Origin of the sequence: Rhodococcus sp. Z13, from assembly GCF_025837095.1 — a bacterium.
Classification (GTDB): Bacteria; Actinomycetota; Actinomycetes; order Mycobacteriales; family Mycobacteriaceae; genus Rhodococcus; species Rhodococcus sacchari.
In genome coordinates this window covers 646,682-668,431 of the sequence record NZ_CP107551.1, presented here as the reverse complement: position 1 = coordinate 668,431, position 21,750 = coordinate 646,682, and the positions used below count along the sequence as shown (strand labels likewise).

Sequence of the window (21,750 nt, the reverse complement as noted above, 5' to 3'; positions counted from 1 at the left end):
CACTGGCGTATTTATACCCCCCGGGGGTATAACGGAGGAGGCGACCCGAAAAGGAGCACTCATGACCACCACCGGGACCACGCACGAGATCGAACTCGTCATCGGGGGAATGACCTGCGCATCCTGCGCGGCACGCGTGGAGAAGAAACTGAATCGCATGGACGGCGTCACCGCGACCGTCAACTACGCGACCGAGAAGGCCAAGGTCAGCTACACCGACGAGGTCTCCCCCGACGACCTCGTCGCGACCGTCGAGGCCACCGGGTACACCGCGCAGCTGCCCGAACCGCCGGCCACACCGGACACCGGCGAGGCGCCGCCCGAACCCGACGAGGCCACCGCCTGGCGTCAGCGGCTCGTGGTCTCGGCGCTGCTCAGCGCCCCGGTCCTGCTCCTGTCGATGATCCCGGCGCTGCAGTTCGACAACTGGCAGTGGCTGTGCCTGACCCTCGCCTCCCCCGTCGTCGTGTGGGGCGCGCTGCCCTTCCACCGCGCCGCGTGGACGAACCTGCGGCACGGCGCCGCCACGATGGACACGCTCATCTCCGTCGGCGTGAGCGCCGCCTACCTGTGGTCGGTGTGGGCCCTGTTCTTCACCGACGCCGGCATGCCCGGCATGACGATGACCTTCGATCTGTTCCCGTCCGCAGACGGCGCCCCGGACATCTACCTCGAGGTCGCGTCCGTGGTCACGACCTTCATCATCGCCGGCCGGTACTTCGAGGCCCGCGCGAAGCGCAGCTCCGGCGCGGCACTGCGCGCCCTGCTCGACCTCGGCGCCAAGGACGCCACCGTCCTGCGCGACGGCCGCGAGACGCAGGTGCCGATCGGGCAGCTCGCGGTCGGCGACGTGTTCGTCGTGCGGCCCGGCGAGAAGATCGCCACCGACGGTGTCGTCGAATCCGGCACGTCGGCCGTCGACGAGTCGATGCTCACCGGCGAATCGGTGCCCGTCGAGGTCGGCCCCGGCGACCGGGTCGTGGGGGCGACCGTCAACGCCGGCGGACGCCTGACCGTCCGCGCGACCCGCATCGGCGCCGACACCCAGCTCGCGCAGATGGCGCGGCTGGTCGAGGAGGCACAGACCGGCAAGGCCGAGGTGCAACGGCTCGCCGACCGGGTGTCGGCGGTGTTCGTCCCCATCGTGATCGGACTGTCGCTGCTCACCCTCGCAGCATGGCTGCTGCTCACCGACGATCCGGTCTCGGCCGCCTTCACCGCCGCGGTGGCGGTACTCATCATCGCCTGCCCCTGCGCGCTCGGGCTGGCGACGCCGACGGCGCTGCTCGTGGGCACCGGGCGCGGCGCCCAGCTGGGCATCATCATCAAGGGCCCGCAGATCCTCGAGTCGACCCGCCGGGTGGACACCGTCGTCCTCGACAAGACCGGCACCGTCACCACCGGCCGCATGACCGTCGCCGCGGTGCACGTCGCGCCCGGTGAGGACACCGGCGAGGCACTGCACGTCGCGGGGGCGCTCGAGCACGCCTCCGAGCACCCGATCGCGCGGGCGATCGCCGAGCGCGCCGCGGACGAACGCGCCCTCACCGAGGTCGAGGGCTTCGAGAACCACGGCGGACGCGGGGTCTCGGGTGTGGTGGACGGCCGGGCCGCGGTGGCCGGGCGGCTGAGCTGGCTGCGCGACGAGTGGTCGCTGACGCCTCCCGCCGCACTGGTGTCCGCGGCCGAGGCCGCGCAGTCCGAGGGACGCACCCCCATCTGGGTGGCCTGGGACGGAGCGGTCCGCGCCGTGATCGTCGTGTCCGATTCGGTGAAGGACGACGCGGCCGACGCGGTCGCCGAACTCCGGGAACTGGGCCTGCGTCCGGTGCTTCTCACCGGCGACAACCGGGGAGCGGCCGAGGCGGTCGCGGAGCAGGTGGGCATCGACGAGGTCGTCGCCGAGGTCATGCCCGCCGACAAGGTCGACGTGGTGCGCCGGCTGCAGGAGGAGGGACGGGTCGTCGCGATGGTCGGAGACGGCGTCAACGATGCCGCCGCACTCGCCCGGGCCGATCTCGGTCTGGCGATGGGCCCCGGCACCGACGTGGCGATCGAGGCCTCCGACCTGACCCTGGTGCGCGGCGACCTGCGGGCCGCCCCCGACGCGATCCGGCTGTCCCGCGCGACGCTGCGGACGATCAAGGGCAACCTGTTCTGGGCGTTCGCCTACAACGTCGCCGCGCTGCCGCTCGCGGCGCTGGGCCTGCTCAACCCGCTGCTCGCCGGTGGGGCGATGGCGTTCAGCTCGGTGTTCGTGGTGAGCAACAGCCTGCGGTTGCGCCGCTTCTCCCCGCGCTGACCGCCGGCGACGGGAGATACTGGCAGCCATGCGACTGACCCACTTCGGCCATTCCTGCATCCTCGTCGAGCATCTCGGTGTGAAGCTGCTGTTCGATCCGGGCACCTTCTCGCACGGATTCGAGGGCATCACCGGGCTCGACGCCGTCCTCGTCACCCACCAGCATCCCGACCACGCCGACCCCACGCGGCTGCCGGCCCTGCTCGAGGCCAATCCCGACGCGAAGCTGTACTCCGATCCGCAGTCGGCCGGGCTGCTCGGGGACGACCGGACCGCGGAACGGCCCGGCGGCGACTGGACCGCGGTGCGGCCCGGCGACAGCTTCACCGTCGGATCGCTCACCGTGCGGGGCACCGGGGGCCGGCACGCCGTGATCCACCCGGAGATGCCGGTCATCGACAACACGGCCTTCCTCGTCGGCGACGACGAGAACCCCGCACGGCTGATGCATCCCGGCGACTCGCTGTACATCCCGTACGAGCGCGTCGACGTGCTCGCTCTGCCGGCGACGGCCCCGTGGCTGAAGATCTCCGAGGCCGTCGACTACCTGCGGGCCGTGAACCCGCGCGTCGCCGTCCCGATCCACCAGGGCATCGTCAACGACAACGGCCGCGGCATCTTCTACGGCCGGTACACCGAGATGGCCCCGGAGGGAACCGAGTTCCGCGTGCTCCCGTACGAGAGCGACGTGGAGGTCTAGTCCCCCGTCACCGGGCGGCGGCGCGTCCCGCCGCCCGGCCGGAGAAGATGCACCCGCCGAGGAAGGTGCCCTCGAGCGCGCGGTAGCCGTGCACTCCACCCCCACCGAAGCCCGCGACCTCACCGGCGGCGAACAGGCCGTCGAAGACCGATCCGTCGGAGCGCAACACCCGCGACGACAGGTCGGTCTCGAGGCCGCCGAGTGTCTTGCGGGTGAGCACGTGCAGCTTGACCGCGATGAGCGGGCCGGCCTTCGGGTCGAGGATGCGGTGCGGCGCCGCGATGCGCGCGACCCGGTCGGGCAGATAGGCACGCGCCGCGCGCACCGCCGCGACCTGCAGGTCTTTCGTGTACTTGTTGGTGATCTCGCGGTCGCGCGCCTCGACCACCGAGCGCACCTTCTCGTAGTCGAGCGGCGCCTCGGGGGTGAGTTCGTTCATCCCGGCGACGAGATCGGCGAGGGTGTCGCGCACGACGAAGTCGACGCCGCGCTCCTTGAACGCCTCCACCGGCCCGGGCGCCCCGGACTTCACGCGCTGCAGCAGGAGCTTGACGTCGCGGCCGGTCAGGTCGGGGTTCTGCTCCGAACCCGACAGCCCGAACTCCTTCTCGATGATCTTCTGATCGAGGATGAACCAGGTGTGGTCGTGACCGGTGCTCGTGATGTATTCGAGCGTGCCGAGGGTGTCGAAACCGGGGAACAGCGGCACCGGCAGGCGCTTTCCGGTGGCGTCGAGCCACAGCGACGACGGGCCGGGCAGGATGCGGATGCCGTGCTCGGGCCACACCGGGTCGTAGTTGGTGATGCCCTCGGTGTAGTGCCACATGCGGTCGCGGTTGACGATGTTGCCGCCCGCCTTCTCGGTGATCTCCAGCATGCGGCCGTCGACGTAGGCCGGGACGCCGGAGAGCATGTGCTTCGGGGGCTCCCCCATCCGCTTGGGCCAGTTCTTGCGCACCAGTTCGTGGTTGCCGCCGATGCCGCCGGAGGTGACGATGACGGCGCCCGCCGACAGTTCGAAGTCCTCGACCACCGTGCGGGAGGACGCCACGCCGCGCGGCAGGTCGGTGGGTTCGAGCACCGCGCCGCGCACCCCGGTGACGGCCCCGCCGGTGACGACGAGTTCGTCGACGCGGTGCCGGAACTTCAAGGTGACGAGACCGCGGTCGACGCCCTCGCGGACCTTGCGGGCGAACATCTCGACCAGGGCGGGTCCGGTGCCCCAGGTGATGTGGAAGCGCGGCACCGAGTTGCCGTGTCCGGCAGCGTCGTACCCGCCGCGTTCGGCCCAGTTGACCATCGGGAAGATCTTCAGGCCGCGCTGTCGGAGCCAGGCGTACTTCTCCCCCGCGGCGAACTCGACGTAGGCCTGCGCCCAGCGCCGCGGCCAGCGGTCCTCGGCCTCCCGGTCGAAGGCGGCCGTGCCCATCCAGTCCTGCAGGGCGAGTTCGTAGGAGTCCTTGATGCCGAGGCGACGCTGCTCCGGGCTGTCGACGAAGAACAGCCCCCCGAACGACCAGAAGGCCTGGCCACCAAGATTGTTCGAGTTCTCCTGATCGACCAGGATCACTTTCCGGCCGGCGTCGACGAGCTCGCCGGTCGCCACGAGTCCTGCGAGCCCCGCCCCCACCACGATCACGTCAGCGTCCATGACTGCCAACACTACCGAGCGGTAGTCGCGTCCGGGAGTCCTCCACCCGCCGACGACCGTGCGGATGCAGGAACCGGCCGGACCGTGCGGGACCGTCCCGCTCACCGGGACCGTGACGCCGGACACATCGGGCCGGGCACAGAGCGACATCGAGTGGCTGATCCGGATGTTCACCGAGGTCGCTCGTCGGGATCGAACCGGCCGAGTTCCCGGCCGAACGCGGCAGCCGGGTGACGCTGCTCGCCGAAGGACAGCAGCAGGTCGCGACCGTACTGTGACGCAGCAGGTCGCGACCTTCCGGTCAGGCGTCGTGCCGGGGCGCGGAGATCGCGTCCCAGTGCACGGCCTCCTCGAGCGGCCGGCCGGTGCGCCAGCCGAACCGTTCGAGGTCGGGGATCTCCTGCAAGCGGGTGACGGGACCGACGCACAGCCAGGCGATGGGCCGTGTCGGGGCCTGCACACCGACGAAGTCGGCGAGGAAATCCTCCTCGTAGAACGACACCCAGCCGACACCCAGCCCTTCGGCGGTCGCCGCGAGCCAGAGGTTCTGGATGGCGAGAACCGCGGAGAACAACCCGGACTCGTCGATGGTGTGCCGGCCGAGGATGTGCCGACCGCCGCGTTCCGGGTCGTAGGTGACGACGATGCCGGTGCGGGACTCGACGATCCCTTCGATCTTGATGGGATCGAAAGTGCGCTTGCGGTCCTCGGGGAGCGAGTCGGCGAACGCCTGCCGGCACCCGGCGACGTGCTCGGCGAACTCCTTCAGTCGCTGTTCGTCCTGCACGACGACGAAGTCCCAGGGCTGGGTGTTGCCGACGCTCGGTGCGTGGTGCGCGGCGGCGAGGACGCGCCAGAGCACGTCGTCGTCGACCTTCTCACCGGCGAACTCGGCGCGCACGTCGCGGCGCATACGGATGATGTCGTAGAGCGCATCACGCGCTTCGGTACCGAACACGTCGATCAGGCCGGCAGGATCTCTTCGAGGGCGTCGAGGACCTCGGGCGCATCGGGTTCCGTGCGGGGACGGAACCGCGCGGTGACCGTGCCGTCGGGGGCGATGAGGAACTTCTCGAAGTTCCACTGGATGTCGCCGGCCTCACCGGAGGCGTCGGGGTGCTTGGTGAGCTCCGCGTAGAGCGGGTGCCGGTTCTCGCCGTTGACCTCGATCTTCTCCAGCAGCGGGAAGGTGACCCCGTAGGTGGTGGAGCAGAACTCCTGGATCTCCTCCGGCGTGCCCGGCTCCTGGCCCATGAACTGGTTGCACGGCACGCCCACGACGAACAGGCCGCGGTCGCGGTAGTCCTGCGCGAGCTGTTCGAGCGCCGTGTACTGCGGGGTCAGCCCGCACTTGGATGCGACGTTGACGAGCAGGATCGCGTGGCCCGCGTACGCGCCGAGGGTCGTCGGTTCACCCGAGAGGGTGTTGATCGGAATGTCGTGGAGAGACGTGGTCATGTCTCCAACCTAGCCCGTGGCCGATTCCCGGCGGCTACATCTTCTCACCGGGCAATGCGGCGGCCCGCCGCACCCGGCTGCGGAACCGCTCCTCGTCGAGCTCGTCGAGGCGCCGGCCGATGTCGTGCTTCCACTCGGGCATCGCCGCGATGTATTCCTCGATCGGCTCCCTCCCCGCACCCTTCGGGATCCGGGGGTTCCCACCCGCCAGCAGTGCGTCGAGCTCGTCGAGGCAGGTCGTCCACCCGGCGGCGACCATCGCAGCGGTCTCCCGGTCGCCGAGGACGTTGGCGAACACCAGCACACTGCCCTGCCCCGACGGGCTCAGCGTGAACCACAGTTCGTCGCCCTCCCAGGTGTAGGCGAGACGCTGCGCCGGTTCGCACGCCAGCACCGTGCCGGTGGTGGGTTCGGCGCCCGGTTCGTCGGTGAAGGTGACCGTGCCGTCCTCACGTGGTTCGATGTCGACGCGGCAGGGGAACCAGCGCGCGAGATCGGCCGGGTCGGTCAGGGCGCGCCACAGCCGCTCGGGCTGGTGCGGGCACTGCTTCTCGAACTGGATCGCGGGGCGTCCGTCGACGTCGACGAATCGGGCTCGGGTGTTCACGACGATCCCTCCGGCGGCTCGGTTCCTTCCGGAACTATGCCCCACAGGTCCGACAGGAACGCTTCGTTCAGGAGATCCGGTCGAACTCGTCCTCGATGTCCCAGGGCTGCCCGGAGGCCCCGTCGTCCTCGGCGAGCCCGCGGGCCCGGACGAACTCCGCGGCGATCTGCCGGGAGGTGCGCAGCACCGCCGCTTCGATCCCGGCCCGATCGAGGCGGCCGGTGGCGGCCGAGAGGCTCACCGCCGCGATCGGACGCCCTCCGACGAGCACCGGTGACGCCACCGCGCTGGTCCCCACCTTCAGTTCGTCGTGGGCGAAGGAACAGCCCTGCTCCTGCACCTCGTCGAGCTGGGAGCGGAGCACCCCGGCATGCCGGACCGTGTGACTCGAGGTGCGGACGTGCCGGACGTGGTGGGCGATCGCGCGGTTGCGGGTCCCGTCGTCGAGGAAGGCGATGATCGCCTTGCCCGAGGCGGTGCTCAGTGCCGGTGCCCGCCCGCCGACGACGGGAGTGGCGACGCGGGTGCGCGAACTGGTGAGCTCCGCGATGAGGACGACGTCCCAACCGTCGAGCACGGACAACCCCACCGACGTTCCGAACTGCAGGAACAGGTCGCCGAGCAGCGGTGTCGCGACGTCCTTGAGCCCACCGGGGCGGCCGTGGACGAAATGGCTGCCCAGTTCGAACATCTTGATGCCGAGCCGGTACTGGTTGCCGTTGCGGATCACGTGGCCGCTGGCGGTCAACTGACCGAGGATGCGGAAGGCCGTGGACTTCGGCAGCGAGGTGCGCTGGGCGAGTTCGGTCAGACTCATGGTGTGGCCCGCGTCGAGGAAGGCGTCGATGAGCGAGAGCGCGCGGCCCACCGCGATACTCGGCTTCACATTGACGGGTGGGGCCTGGGGCTCACCACTGGTCACGAGGCACTTCCTTCCACGGCATCCGCGGACCTCCGGGACATCGAGCTCCCCCGCTTCGACGAGAAGCTAGCACACGCCTCGTCCTTCGCAGATCTGCTACAGAAACGACTGTCCGCTACGGACATTTCCGTAGCGGACAGTCGTTGTCGTAGCGGATGGCCCGGAGTCAGACGGGGACCTTCTCCAGGCTCGCGGGCTCGCGCTCGGGAACCGGATGGTCGTCGAGCATCATGCTCTCGTCGAAGGGCAGCCGCCCGCCGAGCACCTCGTCGACGCGCTCGCGGTCCACCGACTTCGTCCAGGTGCCGACGAGCAGGGTCGCGATGGCGTTGCCGGAGAAGTTGGTGACGGCGCGGGCCTCGGACATGAACCGGTCGACGCCGACGATCAGGCCGACACCGTCGAGCAGGTCGGGGCGGTGGCTCTGCAGACCGCCCGCCAGCGTCGCCAGGCCGGCGCCTGTGACCCCCGCGGCGCCCTTCGAGGCGACGATCATGAACACCAGCAGCGACAGCTGCTCGCCCATGTTCAGCGGGCTGCCCATCGCGTCGGACACGAACAGCGCGGCCATCGTCAGGTAGATGGCGGTACCGTCGAGGTTGAACGAGTAGCCGGTGGGCACGACGACACCGACCGTCGTGCGCTGGACCCCGAGATGCTCCATCTTCGCGATGAGGCGCGGCAGCGCGGACTCCGACGACGAGGTCGCGAAGATCAGCAGGTACTCGCGCGCCAGGTACTTCACCAGCTTGAACACCGAGACACCCGCGACCAGACGCAGCAGCGAGCCGAGCACACCGAAGACGAACACGATGCAGGTGAGATAGAAGGCGATCATCAGCACGCCGAGCTGCAGGACCGCACTCAGGCCGGTCTGGCCGACGACGTTGGCCATGGCACCGAACGCGCCGATGGGGGCCAGCCACAGGATCATCGTCAGGATCCGGAAGACGAGCTTCTGCAGGTGGCCGATGCCGCGGAGGACCGGCTCACCGGACTTGCCGATGCCCTGCAGGGCGAACCCGACGAGCAGCGCCACGAAGAGGGTCTGCAGGACGCTGCCCTCGGTGAGGGCGGACAGCAACGAGGTGGGGATGATCGAGGCGATGAAGTCGACGGTGCCGCCGGCGGCATGGGCCTTCTCCGCGAGCTCGGCGCCCGAACCGGCCGTATCGGGACTCAGGGACAGCCCCGTCCCGGGATCGAGCAGGTTGCCGACACCGAGGCCGATCGCGAGCGCCACCGTGGACATACCCACGAAGTAGAGGAGCGCCAGACCACCGATCCGGCCGACGCTGGCCGCCGCGCGCACCGACCCGATACCGAGCACGATGGTGCAGAAGATGACCGGACTGATCATCATCTTGATGAGATCGACGAACATCGTGCCCAGGAATCCCACGGATTTGCCGGCCTCCGGGGCGACCCACCCCAGGGCGATGCCGGCGACGACGGCCACGATGACGCCGACGTACAGCCAGTGGGTACGGTCACGGCGTTTCACGCCGCCTCGAGTCGTGGTGCTCATGGGGTGCCCTTCGATCACGGATGTCGTGTGCGGTGGTGACCGGTGTCACTTCCACCTACCCGAGATGGTTGTAGGGAAACACCCTGCCGAGGAAGTTTGTGTACATAGTGTTCACGGGGAGGTGACCGGGTGAGACGTCGCGAGGGGCGGCAGCCCATGAGCGTGGCGGGCCGGCTGCTGATCCTCCAGCTGGTGGTGTTCACCGTGGTCGCGGTGGTGGCTGGTGTGCTGTTCGCCGTCGACGAGCGCCGCGACGCCGACGACGCGACCCGCCGGGCGGTGACCGAGATCGCAGTGACCACGGCGCAGTTCCCGGAGATCTCCGAGGGGCTGGACTCCCCCGATCCGACCGCCGCGCTCCAGGAGCGCGCCGAGGAGATCCGCGAGGCGACCGGCACGGATTTCGTGGTGATCGTCGATCCCGCGGGCATCCGTGTGACGCATCCGGTCGTCGAGCAGATCGGCCTGCCCTACACCGGTCACGTCGAGCCGGCCCGTTCCGGGCAGCCGTACAGCGAGACGTACACCGGCAGCCTCGGCCCGTCGATCCGCACGGTCGCGCCGGTGTACGCCGACGACGGCGATCTCGTCGGATTCGTGTCGGTGGGGGTGACCCGCCAGCGCATCGCCGAGAACTTCCTGCGCGGCGTGCCGGGGATCGTGGGGATCGTCGCCGTGGGACTCGCGGTGTCGGCGGTCGGCGCCTATCTGGTTTCCCGGAGGTTGCGCCGACAGACGCTCGGGCTGAATCCCGATCAGCTGCGGCGCATGTACGAGCACCACGACGCGGTCCTGCACTCGATCGGTGAGGGTCTGCTGGTGTTCGGCGGACCGGACGACTCCCCCCGGGTCGATGTCGTCAACGACGAGGCCCGCCGCCTGCTCGGCCTCCCTCCGGCCGGCCCCGTTCCGTTCGACACCCTGCCGGAGACGCTGCGCGACCTCGCGACCGGTGGGGAGGCCCGCGACGAGGTGCACCTGACGCGCGACCGGGTGCTCGTCGTCAACAGCGACGCGGTGACCTGGAACGATCGCCGGATCGGCACCGTCGTCACGCTCCGCGACCACACCGAGTTGCGCAGTGTCCTGGGCGAACTCGATTCGGTTCGCGGTTTCGCCGAGGCGCTGCGGGCGCAGGCGCACGAGTCGGCGAACCGCCTGCACACCATCGTCACGATGGTCGAGCTCGGTCGTCAGGAGGAGGCGGTGGCCTTCGCGACGCGGGAACTCGCCGTCTCCCAGAACCTCATCGACCGGCTCACGACCGCCGTCCACGAACCCGCCCTGTCGGCACTGCTGCTCGGGAAGGTCGACGAGGCCGCCGAACACGGCGTGGAGCTGACGGTCACCGACGACACGGCGCTCGGACCGGTGCCGATCCCGGCCGGGGATCTCGTCACCCTGGTGGGCAACCTGATCGACAACGCGATCGACGCTGCCCACGACGCCGACGAACCGTGGGTGGAAGTCACCGTCCGGCAAGAGGATTCGACGATGATCGTCGAAGTCGCCGACAGCGGCCCCGGCATGTCGCCGGAGGTGCTCGCCCGGGCGATGCAGCGCGGCTACTCCACCAAGTCCGAGCAGCGCGGCCTCGGGCTCGCCCTCGTCGCGCAGGTGGTCGCCCGTCACGGTGGTGTGCTGCGCACCGAACCGTCCCTGGGGGCGATGGTGATTGCCGAGATCCCGATCGGGGACGAGACGTGATCCGGGTGCTGATCGTCGAGGACGAACCGCTCATCGCCGACGCGCACCGCGAATACGTCGGCAGGATGGACGATTTCGAGGTGGTGGGTGTCGCCGGTACCGGCGACGAGGCGTTGCGGGCGGTCGCGTCGGCCGCACGGTCCGGGCAACCGGTGGATCTGGTGCTGCTCGATATCGGGTTGCCCGACACCAACGGCCTCGAGGTCGCGGCCCGGCTGAGCGCGCGCACCCCGACCCCCGACATCATCGCCGTCACGTCGAACCGCGACCTGGAGGTCGTGCGCACCGCAGTGTCGCGCGGTGTGGTGCTGTACCTGCTCAAGCCGTTCACCTTCGCGGGCCTGCGCGACAAGCTCGATCAGTACGTCGCCTACCGCACCGCACTGCGCGACGCGGAGACCGCCGGCGGGCAGCACGACATCGACCGCGCGATGGCAGCGTTGCGCACCACCGGGTCGCGGACCACCACACCGAAGGGCATCTCCCCCGACACCCTCGATCGTGTCGTGGGATGTCTGCGCGAGGCGGACGCCCCGAGATCCGCCGCGGAAGTGGGTGCTACGGTGGGCGTTTCCCGTGTGACGGCCTGGCGGTATCTCGAGCGTCTGGCCGACGACGGTGCCGTCTCCCGCATCACCGAATACGGACGGGCCGGCCGCCCCCGGGTGCGATACGAACTGCGCCGCTGAGGAAGTCGCCGATCCGCTACGAGTTCGGTCATCCGCTGCGGCAATTGCTGCGGCGGATGACGAAGAAGCGAGCGGATGCGGACCGTCAGGTCAGGTAGTGCTTGCGGACGAGCCGGTGCCAGCGCCGCTGCCGGTACCGGAACAGCACCCCGGCCACGGCGACCGCGACGGGCGTCAGCGGACCGGCGTCGATGTCGACGACGTCGCGGTACCGGCACCGGTCCTCCCCGGCGGGCTCGACGTGCAGGGTGTGGTTCCACTGCTGCAGCACACCACCGTGTTCGCGGGTGCGGATGGTGTGACTCGCCGGATCGACCTCGACGATCTCGATCGTGTGGCGGTAGGCCGGGATCACGTGGAACACCCACAACCACCCACCGCCGCTCTCGCCTTCCCGCAGCGGCGTGGCACGCCCGGCCAACGCGGGCATCCCGATCAGACCCCGGACCACGTACAGGAAGGTGACGGGAGAGAGCATCGCCTCCCACACCCGCTCCGCGGAGGTGGGCAGCTCCGTCTCGAGCCGGAGCGATCGCACGGCCGCCTCCCTCCACGCGGATTCGGGGTGCAGGTTACTGCGCGGGAGCCTCCGCGCGGTAGGCGCCGGAAGTCTCGAGCACCCAGGCGAATTCGAACGCGACCTCGCGCCACTTCTCGTAGCGACCCGAGACACCGCCGTGGCCCGCCTTCATCTCCGTCTTGAGCAGCAGCGGGGAATCGCCGGTCTTCGTCGCCCGCAGCCGGGCCACCCACTTGGCGGGTTCGACGTAGAGCACGCGCGTGTCGTTGATGCTCGTGATCGCGAGGATCGCGGGATAGTCCTTGGCCTCGACGTTCTCGTAGGGGCTGTAGGACCGCATGTACTCGTACACCTCGGGGTCCTCGAGGGGGTTGCCCCACTCGTCCCACTCGATCACCGTCAGCGGCAGCGACGGGTCGAGGATCGAGGTCAGCGGATCGACGAACGGCACGTTCGCGAGGATGCCGGCGAACAACTCGGGCGCCAGGTTCGCGACCGCGCCCATGAGCAGACCACCGGCGCTGCCGCCGTCGGCGACGAGCTTGCCCTGGCTCGTGGCGCCGGTGTCGATCAGGTGCCGCGCGCACGCCACGAAGTCGGTGAAGGTGTTCTTCTTCGTGAGCGTCTTGCCGTTCTCGTACCAGTGCCGGCCCATCTCGCCGCCACCGCGGACGTGTGCGACGGCGAAGACCATGCCCCGGTCGAGCAACGACAGCCGCGCGACGGAGAAGGCCGGATCGATGCTGGCCTCGTAGGAGCCGTAACCGTAGAGCAGCGTCGGTGCGTCCGCCGGGGCGCCCTTGCGGGCCACGATCGACAGCGGGATCCTCGTGCCGTCCTCGGCGGTGACCCACTCGCGGCGCTGCTCGTAGAGCGACGGATCGAAGTCGCCGAGCACGGGCTGCGACTTGAGCAGGGTCAGCTCGCCGGTGCTCACCCGGTAGTCGTAGACGCGGCTCGGGGTGATGAAGGAGGTGTAGCCGAGCCGCAGGGTCGGCTGGATCCACTCGGGGTTGCCCCCGGGGCCCACGGCGAACAGTTCCTCGTCGAATTCGAGTTCGACGAGGTCGCCGTAGCCGTCCTCGGTGAGCGGCCACACGGCGAGCCGGGTGAGGGCCTCGCGCCGGTAGCCGAGCACGATGTGGCCCTCGAAGGCGTCGACGTCCTCGAGCCGGACGTCCTTGCGGTGCCCGATGAGGGTGCGCAGCGCCGTGGGGTCGTCGACGGGGGCCTCGGCGAGCACGAAGTTCTCGGCCTTCTCCCCCGTCTCCGGATCGACGTCGTTGTGCAGGATGAGGAAGCGGTCCTCCCCGGCGACGACGGCGTGCTCGGCGCTGTACTCCACACCTTCCCGGCGCGGCAGGATCACACGGAACTCGCCGGTGGGGTTGTCGGACTCGAGCACCCAGCCCTCGGAGGTGATCTTGGAACCGACCCAGATCATGAGGTACTTCTCGCTGCGGGTCGAGCCGATCGCCACCCAGTACCGTTCGTCGGGCTCGTGGAAGACCTTCACGTCCTGGTCGACGGGGGTGCCGAGCTCGTGCCGCCAGACGGTGTCGGGCCGCCAGGACTCGTCGACCGTCTGGTAGAAGACGTGGCTGTGGTCGAGCGCCCAGGTGGCGCCGGGCGCGGTGCCGGGGATCTCGTCGGGCAGCAGTTCGCCGGTGGTGAGGTCCTTGAACCGCAGGGTGTAGCGCTCGTCGCCGACGACGTCGGTCGAGTACGCCAGCAGTCTGCCGTCGTGGCTGATGGAGAAGGCACCGAGGGAGAAGAACTCGTGTCCTTCCGCCTCGGCGTTGCCGTCGAGCAGGATCTCCTCGCCCGGCAGCTCGACGCCGGGGGTGACCGTGGGCGGGGTCCAGTCCCCGGCGTCGGTGATCGGGCAGCGGCACTGGATGGCGTACTGCTTGCCCTCGACGGTGCGGGCGTAGTACCACCAGTCGCCCATGCGGGTGGGGACCGACATGTCGGTCTCCTGGGTCCGCGACTTGATCTCCTCGAAGATCGCCTCCCGCAACGGAGCGAGGTGCTCCGTCATCGCCTCGGTGTACGCGTTCTCGGCCTCGAGGTACGCGATGACCTCGGGGTCGTTCTTGTCACGCAGCCATTCGTACTCGTCGACGAAGGTGTGTCCGTGGTGGGTGCGCTCGAACGGCACCTTCTTCGCGACGGGAGGGGTGAGGTCCGAGGAGATCATGTGCGGTCAGCCGATCCAATCGTCGAAGGACAGTCCCGAGATGCGTTCGTAGGCCTCGATGTAGCGGGCACGCGTTCTGTCGACGACGTGCTGCGGCAGCGGCGGGGGCGGGGTGTCGGAGGCCCGGTCCCAGCCGGATTCGGGGCCGGTGAGCCAGTTGCGGACGATCTGCTTGTCGAAGCTGGGCTGCACCTTGCCCTCCTCGTACTCGTTCGCGTCCCAGTAGCGGGACGAGTCCGGGGTGAGGACCTCGTCGGCGAGCACCAGGTTGCCGGCCTTGTCGAGGCCGAACTCGAACTTGGTATCGGCGAGGAGGATGCCGCGATCGGAGGCGTACATCGCCGCACGCTCGTAGATGTCGAGGGTGTCCTGGCGCAGCTTCATGGCCAGGTTCAGGCCGACCTTCTCGACGACGTCGTCGAACGAGATGTTCTCGTCGTGGTCGCCGAGCGCCGCCTTGGTGGCCGGGGTGAAGATCGGCTCGGGCAGCTTGCTGGCCTCGACGAGGCCCTCGGGCAGCGCGACACCGCAGACCGTGCCGGTGGCCTGGTAGTCGAGCAGACCCGATCCGGTGAGGAAGCCCCGCGCGACGCACTCGACGGGCACCATCTCGAGGCGCTTGACCACGAGGGCACGGCCGAGGACCTCCTCGGGGATGCGTTCGTCGTCGGGTTCGCCCGCGAGGTGGTTGTTGGTGGCGTCGAGCAGGTTGAAGAAGAACACGCTCATCGCAGTGAGGACGCGACCCTTGTCCGGGATCGTCGTCTCGAGCACGTGATCGTAGGCCGAGATCCGGTCGCTGGCGACGAGCAGCAGGTGCTCGTCGTCGATCACGTACAGGTCGCGCACCTTGCCGCCGGCGAGGTGTTGGTAGGACTCGAGTGAAGGACGCACGGTGACACCCTAGTGCGGATCGGGTTCCGGCACTGCAACCCGTGGCGGATATCGCGGTCCCGGCGGTCCCGGACCGGCTCGGGAGCCCGCCGCGGAGCCGTCCGGTGTGGTGGACACGACAGCCGGGGCTGCCGGTGCCGAATCGTTACGGACCTCGATGTTTCGTTCCGCGAGGCAATCGGGCACCATCACTGCGGTGAGGACGACAAGCGGCGAAAAGGAAACCATCGAAGACGTGACGTACACCCCTCTCGGGGCGGCCGACGACGCGCACCGACGGCTGGCGCAGGCGACCGCGATGCAGGACACGACGGACTACGAGTCACTGCGTGCCGCCATGGATGCCGAGTACTACTGGCGCGGTGTGTCGGAGACCTTCCGGGTCGCGGACGAGGCGTTCCGGGCGGTGTCCTCCGCCACACGGGACCACCAGGACATCTCGGCGCACGTGATGGCCCGCACCGCGGACTGGGTGGGCACCATCGAGCTGGCGACCGAGGGGTCGCGCCTGTACGGCGCGCTCGTCGCGTACACGCAGGGTGTGAGCGAGGGCTACTCGGCAGTGGACGCCTGGGCGCGGGGGACGCGTCCGGATCTGCGCTGACACGACCACGACGACGGCGGGGCCGGGGGTTCGTCCTCCGGCCCCGCCGTCGTCCGTTCACTGTGCCTGGAGCAAGGCCACCCACTGTTCGAGGTCGGCGGAGGAGGCGAGGTCGACGAAGTCGACGTCCACACCGGCGCTGCGCCACTGCTCGACGAGCGCCATGAGGCGCACCGAGTCGAGTCCCTGGTCGACAAGGCTCGCGGCCGGATCGAGCTCGTCGGGTTCGACGGCGAGGATCCGGGCGATGTCGGCGAGAATGGTCTCCCTCGTCAGCATGTACGTAACTCCTTCTGTTGCAACCGTGCTCACTCGCACCTGCCCGTTCGCCGCGACCGCCGGTACCCGACGACAGGACGAGGCACAGTACTATAGGTAAGCCTAACCGTATATGTTGCTGAGATCGTGTGCCCCGCGGCTCGGTCGTCCAGCAGGCCGCCACAACCGGAAGGTACGAGTATGCGAGTACCGGTCGTCGCCCCCGCAGGCGACCGGGCCGAACGGTCCGTCGCCCGGCCGTTCGTCCTGTCGCGCCCGCACGGCACCGTCGCCGCCGAGGGGATCGACCAGCGGTTCGACTCCGCGTCCGCAGCCGCGGACGCCCTCCGCTCCGGCCGCGTCACGGCTCTGACCGGGGCGCTGCCGTTCGCTCCCGGCCACCCCGCTGCGCTCACCGCACCGCATGCCCTGCGGCACTCCCCCGCCCCCCTGGAGACCCCGCGTCCCTCGCTGCCGCCGATCCGGATCTCGACCGCGCTACCCTCCGAGGCCGAGCACGTGGACCGCGTCGCCACGGCCCTGCGCCTGCTGCGCAGCGACGACTCGGACCTGCTCAAGGTGGTGCTGGCCCGCGCCCTCGTCCTGGATGCCGAACGCCCGGTGGGCGCGGACGACCTGCTCGCTGCCCTCACCCGGAACGACCCTCTCGGCAACGGCTTCGCCGTCGACCTCACTCCGGCCGGTGACGTCTGGGCAGGACGGCATCTCGTGGGATCGAGCCCCGAGGTCCTCGTCCGCCGCCAGGGCGACCGCGTCACCGCGCACCCCCTCGCCGGCTCCGCGCCGCGGCACCCCGATCCCGAGGTCGACCGCGCCACCGGCGAACGACTCGCCGCCTCGGCGAAGAACCTCGCCGAGCACGCCCACGTGGTCGACGCGCTGCGCGCCGCCCTCGAACCGCTGTGCACCGACCTGGAGATCCCCGACCGGCCGTCGCTGACGAGCACCCGCCAGCTCTGGCATCTCGGCACCCCCGTCGCGGGCCGGCTGCGGGATCCGGGCACGACGGCCCTCGACCTCGCGCTCGCGGTGCATCCCACCCCCGCGATCTGCGGCACACCCACCGCCGCCGCCCGTGATCTCATCCTCGACCTCGAGGGCGACCGCGGTTTCTACGCCGGTGCCCTCGGCTGGTGCGACGCCGACGGCGACGGCGAGTGGATGGTGACGATCCGCTGTGCCGTCCTCGAACCGGACGGTGTCACCCTCACCGCCTACGCCGGTGGCGGCATCGTCGCGGCGTCCGATCCCGCCGACGAACTCGCGGAGACCACCGTCAAGTTCGGCACCGTCCTCGAAGCCCTGGGAGTCCACTCATGACCGAGACCACGCACGTCACCCCCGTCACCCTCGTCGTGGGGGCCGCACAGGGGATCGGCCGGGCCACCGCCCGCACCCTCACCGATGCCGGGCACCGCGTCGTCCTGGTCGACCGCGACGCCGACGGGCTGCACAAGACCGCATCGATGCTCGGCACCCCCACCCCCGTCCATCCGGTCGACATCCGCGACCACGACGCCGTCGAGTACGTCGTCCGCAGCATCGAGGCCGAGCACGGGCCGATCGAGCACCTCGCGCACGTCGCCGGGGTGTTCACCACCGGTTCGGTGCTCGACTCGGATCCCGAGGACTGGCGGTACATGTACGACGTGAACGTCACCGGGCTGCTGTCCGTGCTGCGCCCGGTGGGACGGGCGATGCGCGAACGCCGTTCGGGTTCGATCGTCGTCGTCGGTTCGAACTCCGCGGGTGTCCCCCGCATGGGCATGGGCGCCTACGGATCGTCGAAGGCCGCCGCCACGATGATCGTGCGGGTGCTCGGACTCGAACTGGCGCAGTACGGCATCCGCGCCAACATCGTCGCCCCGGGTTCCACCGACACCGCGATGCAGCGGTCGCTGTGGGAGGACCCGAACGACGACGCCGGTGCACGCAGTGCCATCGAGGGCGACCTCTCGCAGTTCAAGGTCGGGATCCCGCTCGGCCGCATCGCCGAGCCCACCGACATCGCCGAGACGATCGAGTTCCTGCTGTCCGACCGTGCGCGGCACATCACCATGCAGGCGCTCTACGTCGACGGCGGCGCCACCCTGCGGGCCTGACCTCACCGACACCGTCCCCCACCCGAAAGGATCCGCTTCCGTGACAACCGGTTCCGGGCGCACCTCGCTCGTCGAGACCGCCCGCTACCCCGAGGACCTCGCCGAGCGGTACCGCGCGGCCGGCTACTGGACGAGCGAGACGTTCGGGCAGTTCCTGCCCGCGCGGGCCGCCCGGTTCGCCGATCGCACCGCCGTCGTCGGCCGCGACGCGTCGGGAACCGAGCGGCGCCTGACCTATCGGGAGCTCGACGATGCCTCGGCGCGGATCGCCGCCGGTCTCGCGGAAATCGGTGTCGCGCAGGGCGATCGCGTGGTCCTACAGCTGCCCAACATCGTCGAGTACACCGAGGTGCTGTTCGCGGTGTTCCGGCTCGGGGCGCTGCCGGTCTTCTCCCTGCCTGCCCACCGCGCCTCGGAGATCGGCTACTTCTGCCGGTTCAGCGACGCCGCGGCGTACGTGATCGCCGCGGAGTTCGGCGGATTCGACTACCGCACACTCGCCCGTCAGGTCACCGCCGAGATGGAGAACCCGCCGACGATCGTCGTCGCCGGCGAGGCCGAGGAGTTCACGGCACTCGATTCGCTGCGCGAGCGGGATCCGGCGCCGATCGCGGAGGACGACGCCGAAAGCGTTGCGTTCCTGCAGTTGTCGGGTGGAACCACCGGCACGTCGAAGCTCATCCCCCGCACCCACGCCGACTATCTGTACTCCGTGCGCGAGTCCGCGGTGATCTGCGGGGTGGACGAGGACACCCGCATGCTGGTCGCGCTGCCGGCCGCCCACAACTTCCCGATGAGCTCGCCGGGCATCCTCGGCGTGCTGCACGCCGGCGGCACGGTCGTCCTCGCCCCGGATCCGAGCCCCGACACCGCCTTCGCGCTGATCGAGCGCGAGCGGGTGACGATGGCGTCGCTGGTGCCGCCGCTCGCGATGGCATGGCTGGCGGCGCGGGCCCGCAGCGACCGGGACCTCTCGTCGCTCCGGGTGCTGCAGGTCGGGGGCGCGAAGTTCCCGGCGGAGGCCGCCAAGCGGGTCGGTCCCGAACTCGGGTGCACGGTGCAGCAGGTCTTCGGCATGGCGGAGGGGCTGGTCAACTACACCCGCCTCGACGACGACGAGGAGATCCTCGTCCACACCCAGGGCCGTCCCATCAGCCCGGACGACGAGATCCGCATCGTCGACGACAACGACGAACCGGTCCCGGACGGTACGCCCGGGCATCTGCTCACCCGCGGCCCCTACACGATCCGCGGCTACTACAACGCCCCCGAGCACAACGCCACTGCCTTCACCCCCGACGGTTTCTACCGCACCGGCGACATCGTGCGGCTCACCGAGCAGGGCTACATCGTCGTCGAGGGCCGGGCCAAGGACCAGATCAACCGGGGCGGGGAGAAGATCGCGGCCGAGGAGGTCGAGAACCACCTCGTCGCGCATCCGGCGGTGCTCGACGCGGCCGTGGTGTCCATGCCCGACCAGTACCTGGGCGAGCGGACCTGCGCGTTCGTCGTCACCGAGGGCGAGGCCCCGAAGGCGCTCGCGCTCAAGATGTTCCTGCGTGAGCGCGGTCTGGCCGAGTACAAGATCCCGGACAAGCTGCAGTTCGTGGATGCCTTCCCGGTGACGGGCGTCGGCAAGATCAGCCGGAACGAGCTCCGACGCGCTCTCGCAGCGACCCTGAAGAACTGATCCGTTCCCGCTCGGCCCGGCCGACGAGGGTGGCGTAGCGGCCGCCGCGCGCCACGAGCGCGTCGTGCGTGCCGTGTTCGACGATGCGGCCGCGGTCGAGCACCACGATCTCGTCGGCGTCGCGCACCGTGGACAGGCGGTGCGCGATGGTGATCGTCGTGCGGCCGGCGCGGGCCGCGTCGAGGGCCTGCTGGACGGCGCGTTCGGTGTCGTTGTCGAGGGCGCTGGTGGCTTCGTCGAGCACGAGGATCCGTGGGTCGCGCAGCAGGGTGCGGGCGATCGCGATGCGCTGTTTCTCGCCGCCGGAGAAGCGGTGCCCACGGGCACCGACGACGGTGTCGTAGCCGTCGGGCAGCGAGACGATCAGGTCGTGGATGCGGGCGGCCCGGGCCGCGGCCTCGATCTCGGCGTCGGTGGCCTCGGGCTCGGCGTAGCGCAGGTTCTCGCGGACGGTGGCGTGCAGCAGGTAGGTCTCCTGGGAGACCACGCCGACGAGGGAGGCCAGGTCGGTGAGCCGCATGTCGCGCAGGTCGATCCCGTCGACGGTCACACGACCGGCGGTGGGGTCGTACAGGCGCGCCACCATGGACCCCAATGTGGTCTTGCCCGATCCCGTTTCGCCCACGAGGGCGAGGTGGGAACCGGCGGGCACGTCGAGGTCGATCCCCGAGAGGGCGTCGCGGTGGGCACCGGCGTAGCGGAAGCTGACGTCCTCGAAGCGCACCCGTCCGGCGACGTTCACGGGGGCGACCGGCACGGGCTCGCGCGGGTCGTCGATGTCGACGGGCAGGTCGAGGTATTCGAAGATGCGGCTGAACAGTGCCAGTGAGCTGGTGACGGACACGCCGACGTCGAGCAGGCCCATGAGGGGCCGGAAGAGGGTGCCCTGCAGACCTGTGAAGGCGACCAGGGTGCCGATGGTCATGCCGCCGGAGGTGGCCGGCAGACCGGCGACGAGGTAGAGGACGGCGGGGATCGCCGCGAAGACGATGTTCATCGTGGCCATGCGCCAGCGGCCGGACAGCTGGGCGTGCACCTCGAGATCGGCGAGTTCGGCGGAGGTCCGCGCGAACTTCTCCGACAGGGCGGGCCCGGTACCGAGGGTCTTGACCAGCATCACGCCGTTGACCGACAGGCCCTCGTCGATCTGGGTCTGCAGGTCGGCGAGGCGGCGTTGCTGGCGGGCCGTGACGGCGCGTCGCATCTGCGCGACCCGTCTGGTGAGCCAGATGGCGGGCGGCAGCACGATCAGGGACAGCAGGGCCAGGCGCCAGCTGAGGACGACCATGGCGACGGCGGTGCCGACGACGGTGGTGAGATTGGCGGCGAGCGAGGTCGCGGTGTTGGTGACGACGGACTGCATGCCGCCGATGTCGTTGGTCAGGCGCGACTGGATCTCGCCGCCGCGGGTGCGGGTGAAGAAGTCCAGCGACTGGCGCTGGAGGTGGGCGAAGACGCGGGTGCGCAGGTCGTGCATGACCTGCTGGCCGACGGACGTGGAGATCCAGGTCTGCACCACCGACAGCAGCGATCCGGTGACGGTGACGGTGAGCATGCCGCCGACCGCCCACAGCAGCAGCTGCACGTTCTGGTGCGGGATGGCGTCGTCGATGACGGTGCGGACGAGGAAGGGTGTCGCGAGGGAGATCACCGACGAGGCGACGATCAGTGCGACGACGAGCGCGAGGCGCCCGCGGAAGGGGGTGAACAGGCCGCCGATGCGGCGCAGGCTCACGGGGGATTCGCGGAGCTGTTCGAGGTCCTGCTTGTCGATCTTTCCGGTGCGGCCGGGTCGGCCGCCGGTTCCGGGTGGGGGCTGCATCATGTGCGCCACCTCGATTCGTGGTCGTGATTCGTACTTGTTGAGGTTGCCTCATTGAGTGGTAGACGTCAAGTG

At 69.9% G+C, this 21,750-nt stretch carries 19 protein-coding genes; 8 read left to right on the top strand and 11 right to left on the bottom strand.

The genetic code is table 11. The features are described 5' to 3' along the window. Positions 1 to 61 precede the first annotated feature (61 nt). Both OED52_RS03130 and OED52_RS03125 read left to right on the top strand, forming a co-directional pair. Positions 62 to 2,302 (top strand): heavy metal translocating P-type ATPase, encoded by a 2,241-nt coding sequence (locus OED52_RS03130; protein ID WP_264153243.1) that lies wholly within the window; start codon positions 62 to 64, stop codon positions 2,300 to 2,302. A gap of 28 nt (positions 2,303 to 2,330) precedes the next feature. Next, positions 2,331 to 3,002 (top strand): MBL fold metallo-hydrolase, encoded by a 672-nt coding sequence (locus OED52_RS03125; RefSeq protein WP_264153242.1) that lies wholly within the window; start codon positions 2,331 to 2,333, stop codon positions 3,000 to 3,002. A 7-nt stretch (positions 3,003 to 3,009) separates the two neighbouring features. Here OED52_RS03125 and OED52_RS03120 read toward each other — a convergent pair whose 3' ends face one another. The 6 genes from OED52_RS03120 to OED52_RS03095 all read right to left on the bottom strand — a co-directional run bounded on the left by OED52_RS03120 (position 3,010) and on the right by OED52_RS03095 (position 9,168). Further along, positions 3,010 to 4,653 (bottom strand): FAD-binding dehydrogenase, encoded by a 1,644-nt coding sequence (locus OED52_RS03120; RefSeq protein WP_264153241.1) that lies wholly within the window; start codon positions 4,651 to 4,653, stop codon positions 3,010 to 3,012. A 301-nt stretch (positions 4,654 to 4,954) separates the two neighbouring features. Further along, entirely contained in the window at positions 4,955 to 5,611 is a 657-nt protein-coding gene (bluB, locus tag OED52_RS03115; protein ID WP_264153240.1) for a 5,6-dimethylbenzimidazole synthase, read from the bottom strand. 5 nt (positions 5,612 to 5,616) lie between these two features. Then, on the bottom strand, positions 5,617 to 6,111 hold the full coding sequence (locus tag OED52_RS03110) for a glutathione peroxidase (RefSeq protein ID WP_264153239.1): 495 nt from the start codon (positions 6,109 to 6,111) through the stop codon (positions 5,617 to 5,619). Positions 6,112 to 6,145: 34 nt separating this feature from the next. Next, complete coding sequence (locus OED52_RS03105; RefSeq protein ID WP_264153238.1) at positions 6,146 to 6,718, bottom strand: SRPBCC family protein; 573 nt, start codon at positions 6,716 to 6,718, stop codon at positions 6,146 to 6,148. 67 nt (positions 6,719 to 6,785) lie between these two features. Next, positions 6,786 to 7,640, bottom strand: coding sequence for an IclR family transcriptional regulator (locus tag OED52_RS03100; protein WP_264153237.1), 855 nt, complete (start codon positions 7,638 to 7,640; stop codon positions 6,786 to 6,788). Between the two features lie 166 nt (positions 7,641 to 7,806). Continuing rightward, positions 7,807 to 9,168, bottom strand: coding sequence for a cation:dicarboxylate symporter family transporter (locus tag OED52_RS03095; protein ID WP_264153236.1), 1,362 nt, complete (start codon positions 9,166 to 9,168; stop codon positions 7,807 to 7,809). 156 nt (positions 9,169 to 9,324) lie between these two features. Between OED52_RS03095 and OED52_RS03090 the strand changes: the two genes are divergently transcribed. Together OED52_RS03090 and OED52_RS03085 are read left to right on the top strand one after the other, a co-directional pair. Beyond that, positions 9,325 to 10,875, top strand: a complete 1,551-nt coding sequence (locus OED52_RS03090) for a sensor histidine kinase (RefSeq protein ID WP_264154562.1) — start codon at positions 9,325 to 9,327, stop codon at positions 10,873 to 10,875. Next, entirely contained in the window at positions 10,872 to 11,564 is a 693-nt protein-coding gene (locus OED52_RS03085) for a response regulator (RefSeq protein ID WP_264153235.1), read from the top strand. The genes OED52_RS03090 and OED52_RS03085 overlap by 4 nt, the downstream gene beginning before the upstream one ends. A gap of 85 nt (positions 11,565 to 11,649) precedes the next feature. Here OED52_RS03085 and OED52_RS03080 read toward each other — a convergent pair whose 3' ends face one another. The 3 genes from OED52_RS03080 to OED52_RS03070 are packed head-to-tail and all read right to left on the bottom strand — an operon-like array spanning position 11,650 to position 15,178. Continuing rightward, on the bottom strand, positions 11,650 to 12,102 hold the full coding sequence (locus OED52_RS03080) for an SRPBCC family protein (protein ID WP_264153234.1): 453 nt from the start codon (positions 12,100 to 12,102) through the stop codon (positions 11,650 to 11,652). A 34-nt stretch (positions 12,103 to 12,136) separates the two neighbouring features. After that, positions 12,137 to 14,284, bottom strand: coding sequence for a S9 family peptidase (locus tag OED52_RS03075; RefSeq protein ID WP_264153233.1), 2,148 nt, complete (start codon positions 14,282 to 14,284; stop codon positions 12,137 to 12,139). 6 nt (positions 14,285 to 14,290) lie between these two features. After that, entirely contained in the window at positions 14,291 to 15,178 is an 888-nt protein-coding gene (locus OED52_RS03070) for a phosphoribosylaminoimidazolesuccinocarboxamide synthase (RefSeq protein WP_264153232.1), read from the bottom strand. 235 nt (positions 15,179 to 15,413) lie between these two features. On the opposite strand from OED52_RS03070, the gene OED52_RS03065 reads away from it, so the two are divergent. Continuing rightward, a complete protein-coding gene (locus OED52_RS03065) occupies positions 15,414 to 15,782 on the top strand; it encodes a hypothetical protein (protein WP_264153231.1) in 369 nt (122 codons plus the stop codon). 57 nt (positions 15,783 to 15,839) lie between these two features. Here the strand turns inward: OED52_RS03065 and OED52_RS03060 are convergent, their stop codons facing one another. Next, entirely contained in the window at positions 15,840 to 16,061 is a 222-nt protein-coding gene (locus OED52_RS03060) for a phosphopantetheine-binding protein (RefSeq protein ID WP_264153230.1), read from the bottom strand. A 180-nt stretch (positions 16,062 to 16,241) separates the two neighbouring features. Here OED52_RS03060 and OED52_RS03055 point away from each other — a divergent pair, with 180 nt between their 5' ends. From OED52_RS03055 to OED52_RS03045, 3 genes are read left to right on the top strand one after another with little or no spacing between them, the layout of a single operon-like run. Further along, positions 16,242 to 17,381, top strand: coding sequence for an isochorismate synthase (locus tag OED52_RS03055; protein ID WP_264153229.1), 1,140 nt, complete (start codon positions 16,242 to 16,244; stop codon positions 17,379 to 17,381). Further along, on the top strand, positions 17,378 to 18,163 hold the full coding sequence (locus OED52_RS03050) for a 2,3-dihydro-2,3-dihydroxybenzoate dehydrogenase (protein WP_264153228.1): 786 nt from the start codon (positions 17,378 to 17,380) through the stop codon (positions 18,161 to 18,163). The genes OED52_RS03055 and OED52_RS03050 overlap by 4 nt, the downstream gene beginning before the upstream one ends. Before the next feature lie 40 nt (positions 18,164 to 18,203). After that, entirely contained in the window at positions 18,204 to 19,853 is a 1,650-nt protein-coding gene (locus OED52_RS03045) for a (2,3-dihydroxybenzoyl)adenylate synthase (protein ID WP_264153227.1), read from the top strand. Here OED52_RS03045 and OED52_RS03040 read toward each other — a convergent pair. Further along, positions 19,804 to 21,678 carry an ABC transporter ATP-binding protein gene (locus OED52_RS03040; protein WP_264153226.1) on the bottom strand — a complete coding sequence of 625 codons (1,875 nt, stop codon included), beginning with the start codon at positions 21,676 to 21,678 and terminating at the stop codon, positions 19,804 to 19,806. The two genes, OED52_RS03045 and OED52_RS03040, sit on opposite strands and share 50 nt — an antisense overlap. Positions 21,679 to 21,750 lie beyond the last annotated feature (72 nt).